The organism is Streptococcus sp. SS4 (assembly GCF_030440125.1).
GTDB lineage: Bacteria > Bacillota > Bacilli > Lactobacillales > Streptococcaceae > Streptococcus.
Map to the genome: position 1 here is coordinate 117,381 of NZ_JAQFJM010000005.1, position 23,441 is coordinate 140,821.

Here is a 23,441-nt window from a genome sequence, read left to right on the forward strand (position 1 = left end):
TATAATATAACAGATTGTATTTATTTTATAAAAAACTAAAGCTTTTGACAAGGAGGAGTCCTATCTTGACCATGGATTGGGAAGAATTTCTAGACCCCTATATTCAGGCCGTAGGTGAGCTCAAAATCAAGCTCCGAGGCATTCGTAAACAATTTCGTAAGCAAAATCGTCACTCGCCTATTGAGTTTGTGACCGGACGTGTGAAGTCAGTGGCTTCCATTGAGGAGAAAATCGCCCTTCGTGGCCTTTCGATTGAAAATTTGGCTCAAGATATGCAGGATATCGCTGGTCTCCGAGTCATGGTCCAATTTGTCGATGATGTGGATGAGGTTTTGGCTTTGCTTCGTCATCGTAGTGATATGACTATTGTTTCAGAGCGAGACTATATCAGAAACCGTAAAAATTCGGGTTATCGCTCTTATCATGTTATTATCTCTTATCCCGTTGACACCATTGATGGTCGTAAGGAGATTCTTGCAGAGATTCAGATTAGGACTTTGGCCATGAACTTTTGGGCCACCATTGAACATTCCCTTAATTACAAGTATCAGGGGAATTTTCCTGAGGAGATTAAACTTCGCTTGGAAACTACGGCCCGCATGGCTTATGAGCTTGACGAAGAAATGCGGAAGATACGTGATGATATTAGAGAAGCCCAGTTGCTTTTTGATCCAATTAATAGAACTTTGAAGGATAGTGTAGGAAATAGTGATGACACAGATGAAGACCTCTTCGGATGAGATGAAGGTAGCTATTATTGCCAATGGCAAACCCCAAAGTAGGCGTGTTGCCTCGAAACTTTTTAATGCCTTTCGAGATGATCCTGATTTTTATTTGACCAAGAAAAACCCAGATGTGGTCATCTCAATTGGTGGTGATGGCATGTTGCTATCGGCCTTTCATATGTATGAAAAAGAGCTTGCGCGTGTGCGTTTTGTAGGGATTCACACGGGTCATTTAGGCTTTTATACGGATTATTTGGATAGTGAAGTGGATCAATTAATCGAGACGCTTCGAAAAGATAGTGGTGCAAAGATTTCTTACCCTCTTTTGAATGTCAAATTGACCCTGGCTGATGGTCGTTCTTTTACGTCGATTGCCCTCAATGAAGCAGCCATCAAGCGTAATGAGAAAACCATGGCAGCAGATGTTTGCCTTAATGATGTCTTGTTTGAGAGCTTCCGTGGAGATGGGTTGTCGGTGTCAACGCCTACAGGATCAACGGCCTACAATAAATCACTGGGTGGTGCGGTCCTTCATCCCACTATTGAAGCCTTGCAACTGACAGAGATTGCCAGTCTTAATAACCGTGTGTACCGGACCTTAGGAAGTCCCCTTATTGTGCCCAAGCATGAGAAGATTACCGTTTATCCTACCCGAATGGGAAGCTACACTCTATCCGTTGATAATAAAACCTATACCAACCGTAATGTGAAAAAGGTAGAATTTTCGATTGACCAACGAAAGATTTCTTTTGTTGCTAGTGCTAGCCACACAAGTTTTTGGGAACGCGTACGAGATTCCTTTATTGGAGACATGGAAGAATGAGATATGAATTTACCGTAGGACGTTCATGTCGAGTTAAGACCTTTTTGAAGGAGCATGATATTTCAAAAGGACTTCTGGCCAAGATTAAGTTTGAAGGTGGTCATATTTGGGTTAATGGCGAGGAGCAGTTTGCGACTTATCCTGTCCATGAAGGAGATGTGGTTGCCATTGAAATCCCTGACGAGGCACCGCATGAAACCTTGAAGCCAATTCCTTTTGACTTGGATATCGTCTATGAGGATGATAACTTCTTGGTGATTAATAAACCCTATGGCTATGCTAGTATTCCAAGTGTTAACCACGATAATACCATGGCTAATTTTGTCAAACATCATTTTGTCAGCAATAATTATCCCAACCAGCGTGTGCATATTGTGACACGTTTGGATAAGGACACCTCTGGTCTCATGCTGTTTGCTAAGCATGGTTATGCCCATGCTCGTATGGATAAACAGTTACAACAGAAGTCTATCAAGAAACATTACTATGCCTTGGTTGAAGGTGAGACCAAACTTGAGAAGCAAGGTGAAATCATTGCACCGATTGCGCGTGATGTGGATTCCATTATCACACGTCGAGTCCATAAGTCGGGGAAATATGCCCACACTAGTTATCGTTTGGTAGGTGATTATGGTAGGGTTAAACTGGTTGATATCAATTTGCATACTGGGCGTACTCACCAGATTCGCGTCCACTTTGCCCACTTAGGCCTTCCCCTTTTGGGAGATGATCTTTATGGTGGTTCTCTAGACTATGGTATTGAACGCCAGGCCTTGCATTGTCACCGTCTTGCATTTGTTGATCCTTTTACCAAAAAAGAGATGGTCCATGCATCTTCCTTGACAGATGATTTTGAAACCGTTATCATGAACTTACAAACTAAAAAAGATTGATTGAGGAATTTTTTTATGCGTAGTCTATTTGGTGAACTTCGTGAACATATTTTAGGGAAAGGTGTTAAGATTGTTTTCCCTGAGGGTAACGACGACCGTGTGGTTCGTGCAGCAGCCCGTTTGAAATTTGAAGGATTGGTTGATCCTATTATTTTGGGAGACCCAGCTGAGGTTCACAAAATCTTGAGCGATCATGGTTTTGCAGACTTTAACTATACAATTATTAACCCTGAAACCTATGAAGGTTTTGAGGAAATGAAGGAAAAATTTCTTGAAATCCGTAAAGGAAAAGCAACAGTCGAAGATGCGGAAAAATTGCTTCGTGATGTCAACTATTTCGGTGTTATGCTAGTTAAACTTGGTCTTGCTGATGGGATGGTTTCAGGTGCTATTCACTCAACAGCGGATACGGTACGTCCGGCCCTTCAAATTATCAAAACAAAACCTGGTATTTCTCGTACATCAGGTGTCTTCCTTATGAACCGTGAAAATACCGATCATCGCTTGATGTTTGCTGACTGTGCCATCAACATTGAACCAAATGCTCAAGAATTGGCAGAAATTGCAATTAATACTGCTGAAACAGCTAAAGTTTTTGGTATTGATCCTAAAGTGGCCATGCTTAGCTTCTCAACAAAAGGTTCTGCTAAATCGCCAAAAGTTGACAGGGTTGTTCAAGCAACAAATATTGCTAAAGAAATGCGTCCTGACTTGGCTATTGATGGGGAGTTGCAGTTTGATGCAGCCTTTGTTCCAGCAACAGCAGCTATTAAGGCTCCAGATAGTGACGTAGCAGGACATGCTAATGTCTTTGTTTTCCCTGGCTTGCAAGCAGGTAACATTGGATATAAGATTGCCCAACGTTTGGGAATGTTCGAAGCTATCGGACCAATCTTACAAGGTCTTAATAAACCAGTAAACGATCTTTCTCGTGGTGCTAGTGCTGAAGACATTTATAATTTAGCGATTATCACAGCTGCTCAAGCTCTTAATAACTAATTTTGTCTCAAAAAAGAGGTCTGACCAAGGTGTTAGGCCTTTTTGTTTTATGCATGGCTGGTGATTAAAAATAAATCGATTAAAGTAGCTAGAAATCCAGGAAATACAATGGACTGTTGAGTTTTTCGTGTTTCATTATGTACTTTGCTTGTGCAAAATATTCTGAAAGTGACTGCTTTTCTTGATTATTTATGCTATAATGAAAGAGTAAAATTTTATTTTTTGGAGAAATCTTATGAAAAAAAGCAAATGGTTAGCCCTTGCGGGTGTCGCCCTTCTAAGTGTTGGTGCCTTAGCGGCTTGTTCTTCTAAGTCAAGTACTAGTGGAACGACTTATGGTTATGTTTATAATTCAGATCCAGAATCATTGGATTACATCACTTCAAATACAGGACCTACAAAAATTGCTGTAACTAATGGTGTAGATGGACTTATGGAAGCGGACAAATATGGTAATCTTGTCCCTTCAGTAGCTGAAGATTGGTCTGTCTCTCAAGATGGTCTGACTTATACTTATAAAATCCGTAAGGGAGTTAAATGGTATACTTCTGATGGTGAAGAGTATGCTGATGTGACTGCTAAGGACTTTGTGACTGGTCTTAAGCATGCGGCTGATGGCAAGTCTGGAGCCCTCTATTTGGTACAAGATTCTATTGCTGGATTGTCTGACTACCTTTCTGGTGCCAATAAAGATTTCTCAAATGTTGGCGTTAAAGCAATCGACGATTATACATTGCAATACACCCTTAAAAAACCGGAGCCATACTGGAACTCTAAAACAACTTATGGCTTGCTCTTCCCAGTTAACGAAGACTTTCTTAAGAACAAAGGGAAAGATTTTGGTAAGTCAACAGACCCAACATCTATCCTCTATAATGGTCCTTTCATTCTCAAATCTTTGACAGCTAAATCATCTATTGAGTTGACTAAGAATGAAAATTATTGGGACAAGAAGAATGTACACTTTGATGCCATCAAATTGTCATATTATGACGGTTCGGATCAAGAGGCTCTAGAACGTGGTTTCACGGATGGTGCCTATAGTTTGGCTCGTGTCTACCCAACGAGTTCTAACTATGCTTCAGTTGAGAAAAACTATAAAGATAATATTTATTACACAGCACCAGGTGCATCTACATCGGCTATTGGTGTGAATATTGACCGCCAAAGCTATAAATTCTCAGCCAAGAAGACGGATGCTGAAAAGACATCAACTAAGAAGGCTCTTCTAAACAAAGACTTCCGTCAATCAATCAACTTCGCAATTGATCGTACGGCTTATCAATCACAAATGAATGGTAAAGATGGTGCAGCTCTAGCTCTACGTAACCTCTTTGTTCCTTCTGATTTTGTCAGTGCAGGTGATAAGACCTTTGGAGATCTTGTAACAGAGAAAATGTCCTCTTATGGTGATGAATGGTCAGGTGTAAACTTTACTGATGGTCAAGATGGCCTCTACAATGCTGAAAAAGCTAAGACTGAGTTTGCCAAAGCTAAGGAAACTCTCCAAGCAGATGGTGTTCAATTCCCAATTCACTTGGACCTTCCTGTTGACCAAAGTTCTAAAATCAATGTTGCTCAGGCCCAATCTTTGAAACAAACCATTGAGCAATCATTGGGTAGCGATAATGTGGTTATCGATGTTAACCAATTATCATCTGATGACATACAAAATGCAACCCTTAACGCGGCTAATGCAGCGGCAGAAGACTGGGATATTTCAAACGGTGTCATTTGGGGTCCAGACTATCAAGACCCATCAACTTACCTTGATATCTTTAAGACAACTTCAAGTGAAAATACCAAGACTTTCATGGGGTATGATGATCCAAACAATGCTGCCGCAGCTCAAGTAGGTCTTAAAGATTATGACGCCTTGCTTGATTCAGCAGCTTCAGAAACAACAGACCTCAACGCTCGTTACGACCGTTATGCTCAAGCCCAAGCTTGGTTGGAAGATAGCTCTCTTGTCATTCCATTGACTGTTGGTAACGGTGCAGCACCAGTTATCTCACGTTTGACACCATTTACGGGTGCTAGCATGCAGGTGGGTGATAAGAACTCATCAGACTACTTCAAATATGTGAAACCACAGGAAAAAGTAGTTACTAAGAAAGAATATGAACAAAGTCGTGAAAAATGGCTTAAAGAAAAGAAAGCATCTAACGAAAAAGCTCAAAAAGATCTTGAGAAACACGTTAAATAATAATCTTGAGGAAAAGGCAGTTTGCCTTTTTCTTTTGTCAAAAAAGGGCTAATTCCTAGTGTTCATGAGGGGTATAATTGTGAGAAAGTCAGCATAAGACAAAATATTCTGAAAATTGTACTCATCTTATTTTTTATGGTATAATGTAGGCATATCAAAAAAGATTTTTGGAGAATGCTTATGAAAAAAAGTAAATGGTTGGCCCTTGCGGGTGTTTCCCTCCTAAGTGTTGGGGTTTTAGTGGCTTGTTCATCAAAATCAAACACTTCAAGCAATACTTATAACTATGTTTATACTGCTGATCCTGAAACATTGGACTATCTTATTTCCAATAAAGGTTCAACGACTGATGCTGTGACAAATGGTGTCGATGGCCTTTTGGAAAACGATAAATATGGTAACTTGGTACCTTCTATTGCCAAGGACTGGACTGTTTCAGCTGATGGTTTGACTTATACTTACAAACTTCGTAAGGGAGTTAAATGGTACACTTCAGATGGTGAAGAGTATGCAGAAGTAACAGCTAAAGACTTCGTAACAGGTCTTAAGCATGCTGCTGATAAAAAGACAGAGTCAATTTACTTGGCAAAAGATTCTGTAGTAGGTCTTGCTGATTATTTCAATGGTACTGATAAAGACTTCTCTAAAGTTGGCGTTAAAGCTCTTGATGATTACACTCTTCAGTACACACTTAAACAACCAGAACCTTACTGGAATTCTAAGATGACTTATTCTCTCTTCTGGCCTGTAAATGAAGAGTTTCTTAAGTCAAAAGGGGATAGCTTTGGTAAATCAACAGATCCATCATCTATCCTTTATAATGGTCCATATATCCTTAAGTCATTGACAGCTAAATCATCTATCGAGTTGGCTAAAAATGAAAACTATTGGGATAAGAAAAATGTTCACTTTGACGGCGTTAAACTATCTTTCTACGATGCTTCAGACCAAGAATCGCTTGTCCGTAATTTCACTGACGGAGCTTATAGTCAAGCACGTCTATACCCAACAAGCTCAAACTTTGATTCAGTAGAAAAACAATATAAAGATAATATCTTCTATACACAACCTTCTGCAGATGTTCTTGGTGCTGGTGTTAACATTGACCGTCAGTCTTACAACCATACATCTAAGAAGACAGATGCTGAGAAGGACTCAACTAAGAAGGCTCTTCTTAACAAGGACTTCCGTCAATCAGTTAACTTCGCTATTGACCGTACAGCTTATTCAGCACAACTTAATGGTGAAAAAGGTGCAGCTCTTGCGATTCGTAACCTACTCGTAAAACCTGACTTCGTTTATGCTGGTGACAAGTCATTTGGCGATTTGGTAACTGAAAAGATGGCTTCATATGGTGACGAGTGGTCAGGTGTTAACTTTAAAGACAGTCAAGACGGTATCTTCAATGCTGATAAGGCTAAGGCTGAATTTAACAAAGCTAAGGAAGCTCTTCAAGGAGAAGGTGTTCAATTCCCAATTCACTTGGACCTTCCAGTTGACCAAGCAGCTAAAACAACGGTTGCACGTGCACAATCTTTGAAACAATCTGTTGAAAAGACACTTGGTAAAGAAAATGTCGTGGTAGATGTTCATCAAATGTCTCAAGATGATCTTCTAAATAGCACATTGTATGCAGCTAATGCAGCGGCAGAAGACTGGGATATCAATATTTCAGTTGCTTGGGCGCCTGACTACGAAGACCCATCAACATTCCTTGATATCTTCAAGACAACAGCTAGTGAAAACACAAAAACTTACATGGGATTTGACGATCCTAATAATGCAGCAGCAGCTCAAGTAGGTCTTAAAGACTTTGATGCTTTGGTTGAAAATGCAGCTAAAGAAACAAGCGACCTCAACGTACGTTATGAACGTTATGCGGAGGCACAAGCTTGGTTGGAAGATAGCTCACTCTTCATGCCACTTATGGTTAACAAGGGGGCTGCGCCAATGGTAGCTCGTTTGACACCATTCTCAGGTGCTTACTCTCAAGTAGGACCTAAGGGTTCTGACAGATACTTCAAGTACCTTGAACCTCAAAAAGATGTTGTCACTAAGAAAAACTATGATAAAGCTCGCGAAAGCTGGCTTAAAGAAAAGTCTAAGTCCAACGAAAAAGCTCAAAAAGACCTTGAGAAACACGTTAAATAAAAGGACGATGGAACTTTCTCATTAGATTGGGAAAGTTCTTTTGGAATTAAAGGAAGAGACATGAAAAAATATATTTTATTGAGAACCCTCCGTTCTCTATTGTCAATATTTGTCGTGACGGCCTTGACCTACACGATTATCTATACCATGGTGCCGAGGCGTCTGATTTTCAGACAGGACCCTAACTACAATAAGATTGCTAAGACAGCTGATTCTAAGGCTAACTATGAAAATACAATCTATGAACGTATGGGTTACATTGATTACTATGACACCAAGGAGTTGCAGGAGAAAGCTAGCTCCCTTGATAAGTCAGTAACCACTAAGCCAACAAAAGAAAATAAGGCTATCTATCAAAAATATGTGGATAGTTTGGGACATGGCTGGCGTTTACATCAGTTCAAGCAAAGTAAACAATTCTATGCGACACGTGATGTGCCAGTACTTGAACGTGTGTTTGGCTTCTATACGCACCTCCTTGAATTTGACAATACTGGATGGGTTAAAGATAAAACAAATCCAAACTTGAAGCGTTATATCCGTATTGAAAATGACCCAGCTATCGGTTGGTCAGTTGTTGGTTCAGGGACTAAGCATAAATACTTGCTTTACTTTAACGGTCAGTTCCCATTTGTTCACCAAAACTTTGTTAAGATGAACCTTGGTACATCTTACCCAACTTATGCTGAGCAAGGTGTTCTTGATGTTATTACACAAGGTCAAGGACAAACACAAAGTTCTGAGGTCAACTTCCCTACTGGTAAGAAGGTATCTTCAGTAGATATCTACTCTCGTACTTATAAATCACCAAGTCAGGCTGATGCTAGAGATCGTTCTTACTATGGAAATGACCCATACACAGCGACCAAGAGTCGCTACCAATACCCATCAATGGTGACAAGTTCTGCCATTGCAGGTCTGATTGGTTTGGTCTTGTCTTATGCTTTGGCAATTCCATTGGGATCATACATGGCACGCTTTAAAAATACCCTCTTTGATAGTGTATCAACAGGTGTCTTGACTTTCTTGCTTTCACTACCAACCATCGCCTTGGTTTATATCATTCGTTTGATTGGTTCTGAGATTGGTCTTCCAGATTCCTTCCCTATCTTGGGTGCGGGTGACTGGCGTTCATACGTCTTGCCATCTGTTATTCTCGGTCTCTTGTCAACACCAGGTCTTGCGATTTGGATTCGTCGTTACATGATTGACTTGCAATCACAAGACTTCGTTCGTTTTGCACGTGCCAAAGGGTTGTCAGAACAAGAAATTTCGAATAAACACATTTTCAAAAACGCTATGGTTTCCTTGGTTTCAGGAATCCCAGCATCTATCGTTAGTGTTATCACAGGGGCAACCTTGACAGAAACAATCTTCGCCTTCCCTGGTATGGGTAAAATGTTGATTGACTCTGTCCGTGCTTCAAATAACGCTATGGTTGTGGGTCTTGTATTTATTTTCACAGCCCTCACCATCTTCTCATTGCTTGTGGGTGATATCCTTATGACTATGATTGACCCACGTATCAAATTGACATCTAAAGGAGGTAAATAATGGCTTCAATTGATAAAAGTAAGTTCCAATTTGTAAAGCGCGATGATTTTGCCTCTGAAACAATTGATGCGCCGGCCTATTCATACTGGAAATCGGTGATGCGTCAGTTCTTCAAGAAAAAGTCAACAACTGTCATGTTGGGAATCTTGATTGCTATCATTTTGATGAGCTTTATCTACCCAATGTTTTCAAAATTTGACTTTAATGACGTGTCTAAGGTTAATGACTTTAGTGTACGTTATGTGCATCCAAATGCTCAATACTGGTTCGGTACGGACAGTAATGGTAAGTCTCTCTTTGACAGTGTTTGGTTTGGAGCTCGTAATTCTATCCTTATTGCTGTTATCGCTACCTTCATTAACGTTGTTATTGGTTTAGTCGTTGGTGCTGTTTGGGGGATTTCTAAGACCTTTGATATGATTATGATGGAGATCTACAACATCATCTCAAACATTCCTGCCCTCCTTGTCGTTATCGTCTTGACTTACTCATTGGGTGCAGGTTTCTGGAACATGATTTTTGCCATGACTGTCACAGGTTGGATTGGTATTGCTTATACTATCCGTATTCAAATCATGCGTTACCGTGATTTGGAGTACAACTTGGCTTCTCGTACTTTGGGAACACCAACTCCTAAGATTGTGGTTAAAAATATCATGCCACAACTTGTATCAGTTATCGTGACTATGGCTAGTCAGCTCTTGCCAGGATTTATCTCTTACGAAGCCTTCCTTTCTTACTTTGGTTTGGGGCTTCCCGTTACGACGCCTAGTCTTGGTCGTTTGATTTCAGACTATGCACAGAACGTTACAGTCAATGCTTACCTCTTCTGGATTCCATTGACTACCTTGATCCTCGTTTCCCTCTCTCTCTTTATTGTCGGTCAAAACTTGGCGGATGCCAGTGACCCACGTACGCATAGATAGGAGTCCAATATGACAGAAAATAAAAATGTAATATTATCGGCTCGCGATATCGTCGTGGAATTTGACGTTCGTGACCGTGTTTTGACAGCTATTCGAGGGGTTTCCCTTGATTTGGTTGAAGGTGAAGTTTTAGCCTTGGTTGGTGAGTCTGGTTCAGGTAAATCAGTTTTGACCAAGACCTTCACAGGGATGCTTGAAGAAAATGGTCGTGTCGCTAGTGGTTCTATTGATTATCGTGGCCAAGATTTGACCAAGCTTAAGAGTCACCAAGATTGGGCAGCAATTCGTGGAGCTAAGATTGCAACTATCTTCCAAGATCCTATGACCAGTCTTGACCCAATTAAGACTATCGGTAGCCAAATTGTTGAAGTCATTGTCAAACACCAAGGAAAATCAGCCAAAGAAGCTAAAAAAATGGCCATTGATTACATGGACAAGGTTGGTATTCCTGATGCTGAAAAACGTTTCAACGAATATCCTTTCCAATACTCTGGTGGGATGCGTCAACGTATCGTCATTGCCATTGCCTTGGCTTGTCGTCCCGATATCCTTATCTGTGACGAACCAACAACTGCTCTCGATGTGACCATTCAAGCTCAAATCATCGACCTCTTGAAATCACTCAAAGAGGAGTATGGTTTCTCAGTGATTTTCATTACCCATGACCTTGGTGTGGTAGCAAGTATCGCAGACAAGGTTGCTGTTATGTATGCTGGTGAAATCATTGAGTATGCAACTGTTGAGGAGATTTTCTATGAGCCTTGTCATCCATACACGTGGAGCTTGCTTTCAAGCTTGCCACAGTTGGCTGATGATAAGGGTGAGCTTTTCTCAATTCCAGGGACACCACCATCACTTTATACACCAATTGTTGGAGATGCCTTTGCCTTGCGTTCAGACTATGCTATGCAAATTGACTTCGAGGAAAAAGCACCACAATTCCAAGTCTCAGATACTCACTGGGCTAAGACCTGGCTCTTACATGAGGATGCACCAAAAGTTGAAAAACCTGCGGTTATCCAAAATCTACATGAAAAAATCCGTGCTAATATGGGATTTGCACATTTAGGAGATGAGGAGGAAGGCAATGCCTGAGAAGTTAGTTGAAGTAAAAGATGTGGAGATTTCCTTCGGTGAAGGAAGCAAGAAATTCGTTGCTGTCCACAATGCTAATTTTTTCATCAACAAGGGTGAAACCTTTTCCCTCGTTGGTGAGTCTGGTAGTGGTAAAACTACTATCGGTCGTGCCATTATTGGTCTGAATGATACAAGTAATGGTGAGATTATTTTTGACGGTAAGAAAATCAATGGACACTTATCTCACTCTGAGAAAAACGACCTTATCCGTCGTATTCAGATGATTTTCCAAGACCCTGCGGCTAGTTTGAATGAACGTGCAACGGTTGATTATATCTTGTCTGAGGGCTTGCATAACTTCCATCTCTATAAGGATGAGGAAGATCGTAAAGCCAAAATCAAGGAAATCATCAAAGAAGTGGGACTTCTTGAGGAACACTTGACACGTTACCCTCACGAATTTTCTGGGGGACAACGTCAACGTATCGGTATTGCGCGTTCCTTGGTTATGCAACCTGACTTGGTCATCGCTGATGAACCAATCTCAGCCCTTGACGTGTCAGTCCGTGCCCAAGTTTTGAACTTGCTTAAGAAATTCCAAAAAGAGTTGGGATTGACCTACCTCTTTATCGCTCACGACTTGTCAGTGGTCCGTTTCATTTCTGACCGTATCGCTGTTATTTACAAGGGTACAATCGTGGAAGTTGCTGAGACAGAAGAACTTTACAACAATCCTATCCACCCTTACACCAAGTCACTCTTGTCTGCTGTTCCTATTCCAGACCCAATCTTGGAACGTAAGAAAGTCTTGAAGGTTTATGATCCAAACCAACACGACTATACTGTTGATAAACCAGAGATGGTTGAAGTACGTCCAGGACACTTCGTTTGGGGTAACAAGGCCGAAATCGAGACTTATCGTAAAGAACAAAGTAAGTAAGTCTTTTCAATGCAAAAAAAACCGTGTTCCTTTTGGAACACGGTTTTTCTTTAGTCCAAATTTAAGCGTTTGGTCATGATATAGTAGGTACCAAAGTAACTTGCCGCGATGAGAATGAGAGACTGAACTAGACTAAAGATATATGACGAGTTATTAATTGCAGTATTTGTTGCATCTCCGGTCAGGGCTGCACCGAGTCCAAAGAAGAAACCAATAAAGAATAGGATAGCCTGAATGGCGAAATAGGCGACAAATCCCATAAGAACTTTGTTAGTATTGAAGAGGTTTCCGATACTAATACAGAGGTAATAGAAAAGGATACCAGCAATCATTGACAAGATTGTAGAAGGGATGAATAGGTAGAAAGCGCCTATCTCTTTTAGAATTTGGCCAAAGTAGCTGGTAGCTAGGAGGATATCTTTCATATCAAGGCAGAAAGCAGCTATAATTCCAATCGAAAGAAGTATAACGAGTGATGAAATGATATCTAAAATAAAGGCTACCAAGAGTTTAGACAAGATTAATTGGTGGGCAGAAACTGGGAGCGTATTGGTTAGATAACCTTCTCTCCCAAAGACAGTCTTTGCAAAGCGTCTGACAATGAGGACTATTGTCGCTATATAAATAGTTCCCCATACAATAATGGTAGCAAAAACCATCAGTGTGAAGAAAGCAAAGAAGAGTAGACTAGGTTCTTGGTGGCTCTGTTCAGTTACAAAAATAGATTTTCGAAGCATTAAACCCAAGGGGATTGAGAGTAGGATGGCAATACCATAGATGCCGAGGTACCATTTACGGACCGATTGTAATTCATATTTAACTAATTTCCAAAACATGCTCATACCTCCTAGTTGTGGAACATCTCTCTAAAGAGTTTGTCGATAGATTTGCCATGGGCTTGACGAATATTATCAGCGTCCCCTTGAAGTTCAATCTGACCGTATTTTAAGAAGACAACTTCATCTAGGACAGATTCAATGTCTGCAATCAGATGGGTTGAAATGATAACAGAAGCATCTTCAGAGTATTGGTTGATGATGGTTTTAAGGATGTAGTCACGTGATGCAGGATCGACACCACCGATAGGTTCATCGAGGAGATAGAGTTTAGCCTCACGACTCATAACCAAAATCAACTGAACTTTTTCTTTGTTACCTTTTGAAAGATCTTTAAGGCGCAAATCAGGCTGGAGCTTTAAATCCTGCAAGAGTTGCAAGGCAAGAGGATAGCGGAAGTCAGCATAGAAATCTTGGAAGAAGTCCAAGTAGTATTGGATAGTCTTACTTTCATCTAAATAAGTTGTATCAGGTAGATATGCTACTTGAGCTTTGGTGATAGGTGATGGCTGAAATCCATTAATGGTTACTAAACCAGAAGTTGGTTGGAGGAGGCCATTCAAAATCTTGATGAGAGTTGTTTTACCACTACCGTTTGGTCCTAAGAGACCAATGATTTTACCAGAAGGAATGGACATGGTCACATCTCTAAGGGCTGGAAGACCATTATAGGTCTTGGTGAGATTTGTTAGAGTTACAATATCAGTCATCGGTCTATAAGTCCTTTCCTGTTTGTTCAATGTAGTCAGTAATGATAGCTTTGATTTCAGGTGAGCTAAAACCAATGGCTGCCATCTCAGTGACAAAGTTCTTCATGAGACTTTGGGCAATCTCATGTCGTTTTTGATCAATAAGTTTTTCATCTTCGGTAACAAAGCGACCAGAGGTACGGGCAGAATAGACCAGCCCCTCTTTTTCAAGTTCTTGGAAGGCTCTTTGTACGGTGTTGGGATTGACCCCGGCTTCCTGAGCAAATTCCCTTACAGGTAGGAGTTGTTGTCCCATACTCAATTCCTTGGAAGCTATCTTCAGTTTGACGCGATAGGCGATTTGAAGATAGATTGGCGATTTTTCATCAAATGTCCAAGCCATAAGAGACTCCTTTCTAAAAGTATAATAGTATTATTTTTGTACTATCGTAATGATACAACTAAAATGATGAATTTGCAAGTAAAATGCCATATTTTCTCTAATTTCTTTGGCTTTTCCCAAACTTATGTTCCTATTTTTGGTACAATAGGGGCAAGTATATTCGACCTGAAGGGAGATTATTTTGAAAATTTTAGCAACAGATATGGATGGGACTTTTCTAGACCATCTTGGTGCCTATGACAAAGCACGTTTGGATAACCTTTTGGATGCTTGTGAAGCTAAAGATTACGTTTTTACCGTAGCTTCTGGCCGAGCTCTCTTGGCTTTGGAGGAGCTTTTTGATGGGTTTGTGGACCGCATTGCGATTATTGCGGAAAATGGGGCCTTGGTTCAGTACAAGGGTGAAGTCTTGTTCGAGTCCAAACTAGACCCTAAGGATTATTTGGAAATTGCAGACACGACCTTAGCCTTGCCAACTTGTGAGGGAATTCTTTTGTCAGGCCGTCGTGGTGCCTATGCACCAAATGATGCAGACCCAGCCTATCTTAAGGCTATGGAACGTTACTATGAAAATGTTATGGCAACGGACCTTGAAGCGGTCACAGATGATATTTTCAAGGTGACTGCTAAGTTCCAAGGAGATACCATTATGGAACGTGGTGACTACCTCAACACAATTTTTGAGGATATGACAGCTGTGACAACTGGCTTTGATTCCATGGATATTATCCTTAAAGGGGTGGACAAGGGCTTTGGTCTCTACCATCTTTGTCAAGAGTTGGGACGTCAGGCTTCAGATGTTGTAGCCTTTGGTGATAACCTCAACGATATGGAGATGTTGACCTTTGCTGGACGTGCAGTTGCTACGGAAAATGCGCGTGATGAGATTAAGGCAGTGGCAGATGAGGTGATTGGTCACCATAAAGATGGTGCAGTCTTTGACTACATGGAAGGGTTGGTGGGCTCAGATGTCTGAGATTAAATTACTAGCCTTGGACCTAGATGGAACCCTCTTTACTAAGGATAAGCAAGTAACAGCTGAAAATAGAGCTGCTTTGAAGGCGGCAGAAGCTAAGGGGGTTCATGTGGTCATTACGACTGGTCGTCCTCTACCAGCTATTACTCATATCTTGGAAGATTTGGGCTTGTTAGATGATAAGCACTATAGTGTGACCTTCAATGGTGGCTTGGTTCAGCGTAATAATGGGGATATCCTCATAAAGAAAGAGATGAGTCGAGAAGATTTAAAGCAGATTTATGCTGTTTTTGAGCCTCTGGGGCTTCCGATGGATGTTATCAGTGATGGCATTGTCTATGGTGTACCAAGTAAAGGCAATCATTCTCTCTATCGTCAGGCTAATCCTACCTTGACCTTCGTTGATGTGGAGAGTATTGATGACATTCCTGAAAATATCGTCTATAATAAGGTAGTTACGGTCTGTGAGGAAGCATTTTTGGATGCCCAAATTCAAAAACTACCTGACCATCTATACCAAGCGTTTGAGGTCTTTAAGTCTCGTGAAATTATCCTAGAGGTCATGCCTAAAGGTGTTCATAAGGCTGTAGGTTTGAGACTCTTGACTGATTACCTTGCTCTGGATAAAGGTCAGGTCATGGCTATGGGAGACGAGGAAAATGACTTGACAATGCTGGAGTGGTCTGGTTTTGGTGTGGCTATGGCGAATGCTGTTCCCAAGGTCAAGGCTGTTGCCAAGGCAGTAACGACAAAAACTAATGAGGAATCTGGAGTGGCTGAGGCCATCCACAAATATATTCTAGAGAAATAAGGAGAACCAAATGGGTCTATTTGATCGATTATTTGGACAAGAGGAAAACCAGTCACAGGAAACTGTAGCAAATCACGAAATTTCAGAAACTGAGGCTCTTGATAATCAAGACTTGTCAACAAGTGAAGGGATAAGCGAGAGTCAAACAGAACAGCTCAGTGAGTCAGAGACTCAAGTAGAAGAGATTTCATCCACAGAATCTGTTGAATCAAGTGATTCTACAGTGACTGAAGGAAGTGAAGCAGTGTCTGACGAAGACCTTTCTGTTGATAATCAGGCTTCAAGCGAAGCAGAAGGTGTTTCAGAGTCAGAAGAAAGTCAAGTTGCTGTGGATAACCACTTTGCGGATGTCATGGCTGATTACTATGCTAAGAAGGCTCAAGTAGCTGCTGCTGCAGAAAAAGGTGAAACTGTCACTTTTGAAGCCGTTCAAACCCGTAAAGTTGAGGAAAAACCTGAAGAAGTTCAGGCTTCAAAAACTGAAACAGAACAAGAAAAATATAACCGCACCCTCAAGAAGACGCGTACTGGTTTTGCTGCTCGCTTGAATGAATTCTTTGCGAATTTCCGTCGTGTTGATGAGGAGTTCTTCGAAGAATTGGAAGAAATGCTGATTCTTTCCGATGTTGGGGTTAATGTTGCAACGCAATTAACGGAAGATTTGCGCTATGAAGCTCGCCTTGAAAATGTCAAAAAGACTGAGGATTTGCAACGCTTGATTATCGAAAAACTTGTGGATATCTACGAGAAGGATGATGTCTACAAGGAGCAGATTAATTTCCAAGATGGTTTGACAGTCATGCTTTTCGTTGGTGTCAACGGTGTTGGTAAGACAACGTCTATCGGTAAGTTGGCGCATAAATACAAACAAGAAGGCAAAAAAGTTATGTTGGTAGCTGCCGATACCTTCCGTGCGGGAGCTGTCGCTCAGTTGGTTGAGTGGGGACGTCGTGTTGATGTGCCAGTAGTGACTGGTGCTGAGAAGGCTGACCCAGCTTCAGTGGTCTTTGACGGTATGGAAAAGGCCCTTGCTGAGGGAGTCGACGTCCTTATGATTGATACTGCGGGGCGTTTGCAAAATAAAGACAATCTTATGGCAGAGCTTGAAAAGATTGGTCGTATTATCAAACGTGTGGTTCCAGAAGCACCTCATGAAACCCTCTTGGCCTTGGATGCCTCAACGGGTCAAAATGCCCTTAGTCAGGCTAAGGAATTTTCAAAAATTACACCTCTTACAGGTCTTGTCTTGACTAAGTTGGATGGTAGTGCCAAGGGTGGGGTGGTTTTAGCCATTCGCCAAGAGTTGGATATTCCAGTTAAGTTAATTGGTTTTGGTGAGAAAATTGATGATATTGGTGAGTTCCATTCAGAAGAATTCATGCAAGGTCTCTTGACTGGTTTGGTTTAAAGGAGTATTTAAAAAAGAGTGAGTACTGAGAAAAGGAATTCACTCTTTTTAATGGTGTCCTCACCTTGAAAAAAGTCGCTTTTATTGGTAAAATAGTAAGGAAAAACGCATGCTCTGAAAAGTGAGCTGTAACTTAATCACTGAACAACCCCTAAGCCAAAAAAAGAGATGATTGTTTTCTCTTTTTTAAGGTGAGTCATAAGAAGATTTTTAATCTTAGTTTAAGGAGAAGACATGTCTGAACGTGGACTTTTGATTGTTTTTTCAGGGCCTTCTGGTGTCGGAAAAGGAACTGTTCGTCAGGAGATTTTTTCAACACCTGACCATAAATTTGAATACTCAGTATCAATGACCACACGTGCTCAACGTCCTGGTGAAGTTGATGGAAAGGATTATTTTTTCCGTTCGCGTGAGGAGTTTGAAGAGCTTATTCGTAATGGTCAAATGTTGGAATATGCTGAGTATGTGGGTAACTACTACGGAACACCTTTGACTTATGTTAATGAAACCTTGGATAAAGGTGTTGATGTTTTCCTTGAAATCGAGGTTCAAGGGGCCCTTCAGGTTAAGAAAAAGGTCCCAGATGCTGTCTTCATCTTTTTGACACCACCAGACTTGAACGAGCTTCAAGAACGTTTGGTTGGTCGTGGGACAGATTCTGAGGAAGTTATTGCTCAACGTATCGAGCGTGCGCGTGAAGAAATTGCTCTCATGAGCGAATACGATTATGCCATTGTTAATGATGAAGTGCCTTTGGCTGCTGAGCGTGTCAAACGTGTTATTGAAGCAGAACACTTCCGAGTTGACCGTGTGATTGGTCGCTATCGTAATATGATTTCAGAAAAGAAATTATCAGATAAATAAATTAGAAATAGGTATAGAATTATGATGTTGAAACCCTCTATTGACAAACTTTTGGATAAAGTGCCTTCAAAATATTCATTGGTTATTTTGCAAGCCAAACGTGCCCATGAATTAGCCGCTGGTGCTGAACCAACTCAAGAGTTTACGTCAGTAAAACCAACCCTTCAAGCCCTTGAAGAGATTGAATCTGGTAATGTGACTATTCACCCAGATCCAGAATCTAAACGTGAATTGGCACGTTTGAAAGTGATTCAAGCACGTCTTGCTGCTGAGGAAGAAGAACGTAAAATCAAAGAACAAATCGCTAAAGAAAAAGAAGAAGGCGATAAAATCTAAAATCAAAGTCTTGCTTTGGTTTATGAGGAGAGGGGAGCTGAGGCATAGTGTCTCAGCTTCCTTCTTTATGACGATAATAGACAGCTCATATTTTCTTGAGCTTGGAAGATACTGGTCTTAAGGAAGTGACAGGAGGAAATTTATGGTTTTAGTAGCACATATTATTGTCGACGTTCCTCTGATGCAGACGGACAGACCTTATAGTTACCTGGTACCGGAAGCCATGCAAGAACAAATCGCCATCGGTATGCGGGTTCATGTGCCTTTTGGTAAAGGAAATCGTCTACTTCAAGGTTTTATTATTGGCTTGGAAGAGCAGGAAAATTTAAGAGATTTTCCTGAACTAAAACCCATCGCTGAGCTTTTAGATTATGAGCCAGTCCTTAATCAGGATCAGCTGGATTTGGCTGATCAGATGCGACATACGGTCTTTTCTTATAAGATTTCCATCTTGAAGTCAATGCTACCTGGTCTCCTTAATTCGCAGTACGATAAGGTTATCATGGCAACTGATAAACTGGGTGAAGAGGAAAAAGAGACTCTCCTTCAAGGGCAGAATCATATTCTTTTCTCGCAGTTGTCAGAGGTACAACGTCAAGCCATTCCTCGTCTGGTCCAGTCTGGGCGTGTAACGGTTGATTACCTTGCTAAAGATAAGCAGAATATTAAGACTGAGAAGCACTATAGTGTTCAAAAGGGTATTCTCGAGACTTTGGCTATTTCGCAAAGGGCTAAGAAACGATTGGAGTTGCGAGACTTCTTGCTAGAAAAGAGTGAGTCTGGCAAGTTGACGGATCTCCACAAGCTTTTTTCACGAGATGTGGTTAAGTTTTTCATTGAAGCTGGTGCCTTGGTCATCACCGAAGTTGAGGTCAATCGTGCTGATAGCTACTTTGAAAAGGTAGAAAAGACAGATTTTCTTGAGCTTAATGCTCAACAGGCGCACGCTGTTGAAGAAATGACGCGTCAAATCGGACAAGGTGGCAAACCTTTCTTATTGGAAGGGGTAACGGGATCAGGTAAGACAGAGGTCTATCTGCATCTTATCGAGAGGACCTTGGCTATGGGGAAAACGGCCATTGTCTTGGTGCCAGAGATTTCCTTGACACCTCAAATGACCAATCGTTTCATTTCACGTTTTGGTGACTTGGTGGCGATTATGCATTCAGGCTTGTCAGACGGTGAGAAATTTGACGAGTGGCGAAAGGTTAGGTCAGGCCAGGCCAAGGTTGTCGTAGGAGCGCGTTCGGCTGTTTTTGCTCCCTTGGACAATATCGGCGCGATCATTATCGATGAGGAACATGAGGCTACTTATAAGCAGGAGTCTAATCCTCGCTATCATGCTAGAGATGTGGCCTTGCTTAGGGCTAAGAGTCATGGAGCCGTGCTTGTCCTTGGGTCAGCAACACCATCTATTGAGACTCGGGCGAGAGCTCAGAAAGGGGTTTACCATTTTCTTGAGTTGACACAAAGGGCTAATCCTAATGCTAAAATTCCGCAGGTGGAAGTGGTGGACTTCAAGGATTTTGTGGGCCGTCAAGAGGCGAGTGATTTTACACCACCTCTTTTGGAAAAAATCAGGGAACGTTTGGCACGTAAGGAACAAGTCGTATTGATGTTAAATCGTCGTGGGTATTCCTCTTTTGTCATGTGTCGTGACTGTGGCTATGTGGATGATTGTCCGAATTGTGATATTTCACTTACCTTGCACATGGATACCAAGACCATGAATTGTCACTATTGTGATTTTCAAAAAGCAATACCACATGTCTGCCCTAACTGTCAGAGTCGTCAGATTCGTTATTATGGGACTGGGACACAAAAGGCCTATGATCAATTGACGGAACTTTTGCCAGAAGCCAAAGTGATTCGTATGGATGTTGATACGACACGTAAGAAAGGTGCTCACGAGAAACTCTTGGAGGCTTTTGGAAGTGGCAAGGCTGACATTTTGCTTGGGACTCAGATGATTGCCAAGGGCTTGGATTTTCCCAATGTCACCTTGGTAGGGGTCTTGAATGCAGATACATCGCTTAATTTACCAGATTTTCGTTCGGCTGAGCGTACCTTCCAGCTTTTGACTCAGGTAGCTGGTCGTGCTGGTCGTGCTGACAAGGAAGGGGAAGTTATTATTCAAACCTATAATCCTAGTCATTATGCCATTCGGTTTGCGCAACAACAGGATTATGAAGCTTTCTATGCTTATGAGATGGGGATTCGACGTCAGTTGGCCTATCCGCCATATTTTTATACGGTAGGAATCACGCTTTCTCACAAGGATGAAGAGTTTGTCGTCCGCAAGAGCTATGAGGTTATGGCTTATTTAAGAGAGCACTTGTCAGACAAGGTGACCTTCCTAGGCCCAACGCCTAAGCCTATTGCTCGAACACATAACCTTTATCATTATCAGATTATTATCAAATACCGTTTTGAGGATAACTTGGAAGAAACGCTTAATAGGGTCCTTGACATGACTCAGGAACCTGAAAACAAGGACCTGCGTTTGATTATCGATCACGAACCTCAGAATTTTACCTAATCTAGAAAAGGAAGAATATGACAAAATTAGTATTTATGGGAACGCCTGCCTTTTCAGCGACAGTGCTGGAAGGACTTTTGACAGATGAGCGTTACGATATTGTTGCTGTGGTGACGCAACCAGACCGTGCTGTCGGCCGTAAAAAAGAAATTCGCATGACACCGGTCAAGGAAGTAGCCTTGGCGCATGACTTGCCAATTTATCAACCGGAAAAATTGTCAGGGTCAGAAGAAATGGCGCAATTGATGGCACTTGGTGCTGATGGGATTGTTACTGCAGCTTATGGACAATTTTTACCAAGCAAGTTGCTTAATAGCATGGATTTTGCGGTGAATGTCCACGCTTCTCTCTTGCCAAAATACCGTGGTGGGGCACCTATTCATTATGCCATTATCAATGGGGATGCAGAAGCAGGTGTGACAATTATGGAAATGGTCAAGGAGATGGACGCTGGTGACATGGTTAGCCAAAAGGCCTTGCCAATTCTTGACGAGGATAATGTTGGTACCATGTTTGAAAAATTGGCCGTCTTGGGTCGTGACCTTTTGCTTGAGACCTTGCCTGCCTATATTGCTGGCGAAATCAAACCTGTTCCTCAAGATGCCAGTCAGGTAACGTTTTCGCCAAATATTAGTCCAGAAGAGGAGCGTCTTGATTGGAATAAATCGTCTCGTGACATCTTCAATCAAATCCGTGGTATGTACCCATGGCCTGTGGCACATACCTTGCTTGACAGCAAACGTTTCAAAATTTATGAAGCGGACTTGGTAGAAGGTCAAGGACAGGCTGGTCATATCATTGAAAAGACCAAGAAGAGTTTGGTAGTTGCGACTGGTCAAGGAGCCATTTCACTTAAGACAGTTCAGCCTGCAGGAAAACCCCGTATGGCTATTGCTGATTTCCTTAATGGGGTCGGACGCAATCTTGAAGTAGGTGATGCATTTGGCCAATGATTGGAAAAAAACAGCCCGTGGACAGGCACTTGAAGTCTTAGAAGAAGTCTTCCAGGAAGGAGCTTACTCAAATATTGCTCTCAATGCCCATCTGAGCAAGTCGCATCTGACAGATAAGGACAAGGCCTTGGTGACGGAAATTGTCTATGGGACCGTAGCTCGTAAGATTACGTTGGAGTGGGTCCTAGCCCATGTCATCGAGGACCGTGACAAGCTTGAACCTTGGGTCTATGACTTATTGCTTTTGAGCCTCTATCAGTTGGCCTATTTAGATAAGATTCCAGCCCATGCGGTGGTTAATGATGCCGTTTCTATTGCTAAAAATCGTGGCAATAAAAAGGGGGCTGAGAAGCTGGTCAATGCGGTTCTTCGTAAACTATCTAGCCAGCCTTTGCCAGATCCAAGCACAATCAAACGTGTCAATAAACGCTATTCTGTTCAGTATTCTCTACCTGTATGGTTGGTTAAAAAACTTATCGACCAGTATGGAGAGGATCGTGCCCTTGCTATTTTCCAAAGCCTTTTTGTGAGAAACAAGGCTAGTGTGCGTGTAACGGATGCGTCACGTTTGGAAGAGATTGCGGAGGCCACTGGGGCTGAGTGTTCAGTATTATCCCCAGTCGGGCTTGTTAAGTTTTCAGGTTACTTTGCTGGGACAGATTATTTTAAAGAGGGCTTATTGACCATTCAGGATGAGACCAGTCAACTGGTTGCGCCAACTTTAGGGATTCAAGGTGAGGAAGAAATCCTGGATGCCTGTGCGGCACCTGGAGGTAAGACGGTACATATGGCCTCATATTTGACGAGTGGACATGTGACGGCGCTTGACCTCTATGATCATAAGCTTGCTCTTATCAAAGAAAATGCACAACGTCTTGGCTTAGCTGATAAGGTTAAGACTCAGAAACTGGATGCTAGTCAGGTACATCAAGTCTTTCCAGCTGATAGTTTTGACAAGATTTTAGTGGATGCACCTTGTTCAGGAATTGGGCTCATTCGTCGGAAACCCGATATCAAATATAACAAGGATCTACAAGACTTTGAGTCCCTTAAGGCTGTGCAGTTGGATATCCTATCCAGCGTTTGTCAAACCCTACGAAAAGGTGGTATAATAACATATAGTACTTGCACCATCATAGCAGAAGAAAATCAAGAGGTGATTCAAGCCTTTCTTGAGAGCCATCCTGATTTTGAGCAAGTTGCCTTAGACCATCCATTTAAAGACATCGTGGTCAATGGCTGTTTGGCAATTACCCCCGAACAGTATCTAACTGATGGTTTTTTCATCGCACAGTTGCGTAAAAAAGCTTAGGGTTACAGAGGAGGAAATGC

Annotated in this window: 21 protein-coding genes; 18 read left to right on the forward strand and 3 right to left on the reverse strand. The window is 41.6% G+C overall.

The window, feature by feature from the left end; all coding sequences use genetic code 11:
• Positions 1 to 65 precede the first annotated feature (65 nt).
• From PCY16_RS05745 to PCY16_RS05790, 10 genes are all read left to right on the forward strand, one after another.
• Positions 66 to 740, forward strand: a complete 675-nt coding sequence (locus PCY16_RS05745; RefSeq protein ID WP_014634828.1) for a GTP pyrophosphokinase family protein — start codon at positions 66 to 68, stop codon at positions 738 to 740.
• The gene (locus tag PCY16_RS05750) at positions 712 to 1,548 is read left to right on the forward strand and encodes an NAD kinase (RefSeq protein ID WP_002884507.1); all 837 of its coding nucleotides are present in this window, start codon (positions 712 to 714) and stop codon (positions 1,546 to 1,548) included. Before PCY16_RS05745 ends, PCY16_RS05750 begins: the two co-directional genes overlap by 29 nt.
• Positions 1,545 to 2,441 carry an RluA family pseudouridine synthase gene (locus PCY16_RS05755; protein ID WP_037601725.1) on the forward strand — a complete coding sequence of 299 codons (897 nt, stop codon included), beginning with the start codon at positions 1,545 to 1,547 and terminating at the stop codon, positions 2,439 to 2,441. Before PCY16_RS05750 ends, PCY16_RS05755 begins: the two co-directional genes overlap by 4 nt.
• Before the next feature lie 15 nt (positions 2,442 to 2,456).
• Entirely contained in the window at positions 2,457 to 3,440 is a 984-nt protein-coding gene (gene pta / locus PCY16_RS05760; RefSeq protein WP_195413480.1) for a phosphate acetyltransferase, read from the forward strand.
• 235 nt (positions 3,441 to 3,675) lie between these two features.
• The gene (locus PCY16_RS05765; protein ID WP_002884208.1) at positions 3,676 to 5,646 is read left to right on the forward strand and encodes a peptide ABC transporter substrate-binding protein; all 1,971 of its coding nucleotides are present in this window, start codon (positions 3,676 to 3,678) and stop codon (positions 5,644 to 5,646) included.
• Positions 5,647 to 5,826: 180 nt separating this feature from the next.
• Positions 5,827 to 7,797: a peptide ABC transporter substrate-binding protein gene (locus PCY16_RS05770; protein ID WP_195413481.1), complete on the forward strand. Its 1,971-nt coding sequence runs from the start codon at positions 5,827 to 5,829 to the stop codon at positions 7,795 to 7,797.
• A 60-nt stretch (positions 7,798 to 7,857) separates the two neighbouring features.
• Complete coding sequence (locus PCY16_RS05775) at positions 7,858 to 9,351, forward strand: ABC transporter permease (RefSeq protein WP_175063794.1); 1,494 nt, start codon at positions 7,858 to 7,860, stop codon at positions 9,349 to 9,351.
• Positions 9,351 to 10,277 (forward strand): oligopeptide ABC transporter permease OppC, encoded by a 927-nt coding sequence (oppC, locus tag PCY16_RS05780; protein WP_022496729.1) that lies wholly within the window; start codon positions 9,351 to 9,353, stop codon positions 10,275 to 10,277. Before PCY16_RS05775 ends, oppC begins: the two co-directional genes overlap by 1 nt.
• Positions 10,278 to 10,286: 9 nt before the next feature.
• Positions 10,287 to 11,372 carry an ABC transporter ATP-binding protein gene (locus PCY16_RS05785; RefSeq protein ID WP_175057693.1) on the forward strand — a complete coding sequence of 362 codons (1,086 nt, stop codon included), beginning with the start codon at positions 10,287 to 10,289 and terminating at the stop codon, positions 11,370 to 11,372.
• Positions 11,365 to 12,294, forward strand: coding sequence for an ATP-binding cassette domain-containing protein (locus tag PCY16_RS05790; protein WP_175057692.1), 930 nt, complete (start codon positions 11,365 to 11,367; stop codon positions 12,292 to 12,294). The genes PCY16_RS05785 and PCY16_RS05790 overlap by 8 nt, the downstream gene beginning before the upstream one ends.
• 50 nt (positions 12,295 to 12,344) lie before the next feature.
• On the opposite strand, the gene PCY16_RS05795 is transcribed toward PCY16_RS05790, so the two are convergent.
• From PCY16_RS05795 to PCY16_RS05805, 3 genes are read right to left on the reverse strand one after another with little or no spacing between them, the layout of a single operon-like run.
• A complete protein-coding gene (locus PCY16_RS05795) occupies positions 12,345 to 13,130 on the reverse strand; it encodes an ABC transporter permease (RefSeq protein WP_070656554.1) in 786 nt (261 codons plus the stop codon).
• A gap of 11 nt (positions 13,131 to 13,141) precedes the next feature.
• Entirely contained in the window at positions 13,142 to 13,840 is a 699-nt protein-coding gene (locus PCY16_RS05800) for an ABC transporter ATP-binding protein (RefSeq protein ID WP_070656556.1), read from the reverse strand.
• A gap of 4 nt (positions 13,841 to 13,844) precedes the next feature.
• Positions 13,845 to 14,222 carry a GntR family transcriptional regulator gene (locus tag PCY16_RS05805; RefSeq protein ID WP_002884206.1) on the reverse strand — a complete coding sequence of 126 codons (378 nt, stop codon included), beginning with the start codon at positions 14,220 to 14,222 and terminating at the stop codon, positions 13,845 to 13,847.
• Between the two features lie 181 nt (positions 14,223 to 14,403).
• On the opposite strand from PCY16_RS05805, the gene PCY16_RS05810 reads away from it, so the two are divergent.
• The 8 genes from PCY16_RS05810 (at position 14,404) to rsmB (ending at position 23,421) form a co-directional block, all read left to right on the forward strand.
• On the forward strand, positions 14,404 to 15,198 hold the full coding sequence (locus PCY16_RS05810; RefSeq protein ID WP_013990229.1) for an HAD-IIB family hydrolase: 795 nt from the start codon (positions 14,404 to 14,406) through the stop codon (positions 15,196 to 15,198).
• Positions 15,191 to 16,009: a Cof-type HAD-IIB family hydrolase gene (locus tag PCY16_RS05815; RefSeq protein WP_195413495.1), complete on the forward strand. Its 819-nt coding sequence runs from the start codon at positions 15,191 to 15,193 to the stop codon at positions 16,007 to 16,009. The genes PCY16_RS05810 and PCY16_RS05815 overlap by 8 nt, the downstream gene beginning before the upstream one ends.
• Positions 16,010 to 16,019: 10 nt before the next feature.
• Complete coding sequence (gene ftsY, locus PCY16_RS05820; RefSeq protein WP_195413482.1) at positions 16,020 to 17,417, forward strand: signal recognition particle-docking protein FtsY; 1,398 nt, start codon at positions 16,020 to 16,022, stop codon at positions 17,415 to 17,417.
• A gap of 234 nt (positions 17,418 to 17,651) precedes the next feature.
• The gene (gene gmk / locus PCY16_RS05825) at positions 17,652 to 18,281 is read left to right on the forward strand and encodes a guanylate kinase (protein WP_070576859.1); all 630 of its coding nucleotides are present in this window, start codon (positions 17,652 to 17,654) and stop codon (positions 18,279 to 18,281) included.
• Between the two features lie 21 nt (positions 18,282 to 18,302).
• Complete coding sequence (gene rpoZ, locus PCY16_RS05830) at positions 18,303 to 18,617, forward strand: DNA-directed RNA polymerase subunit omega (protein ID WP_002886855.1); 315 nt, start codon at positions 18,303 to 18,305, stop codon at positions 18,615 to 18,617.
• A gap of 142 nt (positions 18,618 to 18,759) precedes the next feature.
• Positions 18,760 to 21,156, forward strand: coding sequence for a primosomal protein N' (locus PCY16_RS05835; protein ID WP_195413483.1), 2,397 nt, complete (start codon positions 18,760 to 18,762; stop codon positions 21,154 to 21,156).
• A gap of 17 nt (positions 21,157 to 21,173) precedes the next feature.
• Positions 21,174 to 22,109, forward strand: coding sequence for a methionyl-tRNA formyltransferase (gene fmt / locus PCY16_RS05840; protein WP_014634814.1), 936 nt, complete (start codon positions 21,174 to 21,176; stop codon positions 22,107 to 22,109).
• Positions 22,099 to 23,421: a 16S rRNA (cytosine(967)-C(5))-methyltransferase RsmB gene (gene rsmB / locus PCY16_RS05845; protein WP_155213242.1), complete on the forward strand. Its 1,323-nt coding sequence runs from the start codon at positions 22,099 to 22,101 to the stop codon at positions 23,419 to 23,421. The genes fmt and rsmB overlap by 11 nt, the downstream gene beginning before the upstream one ends.
• Positions 23,422 to 23,441: the final 20 nt, after the last annotated feature.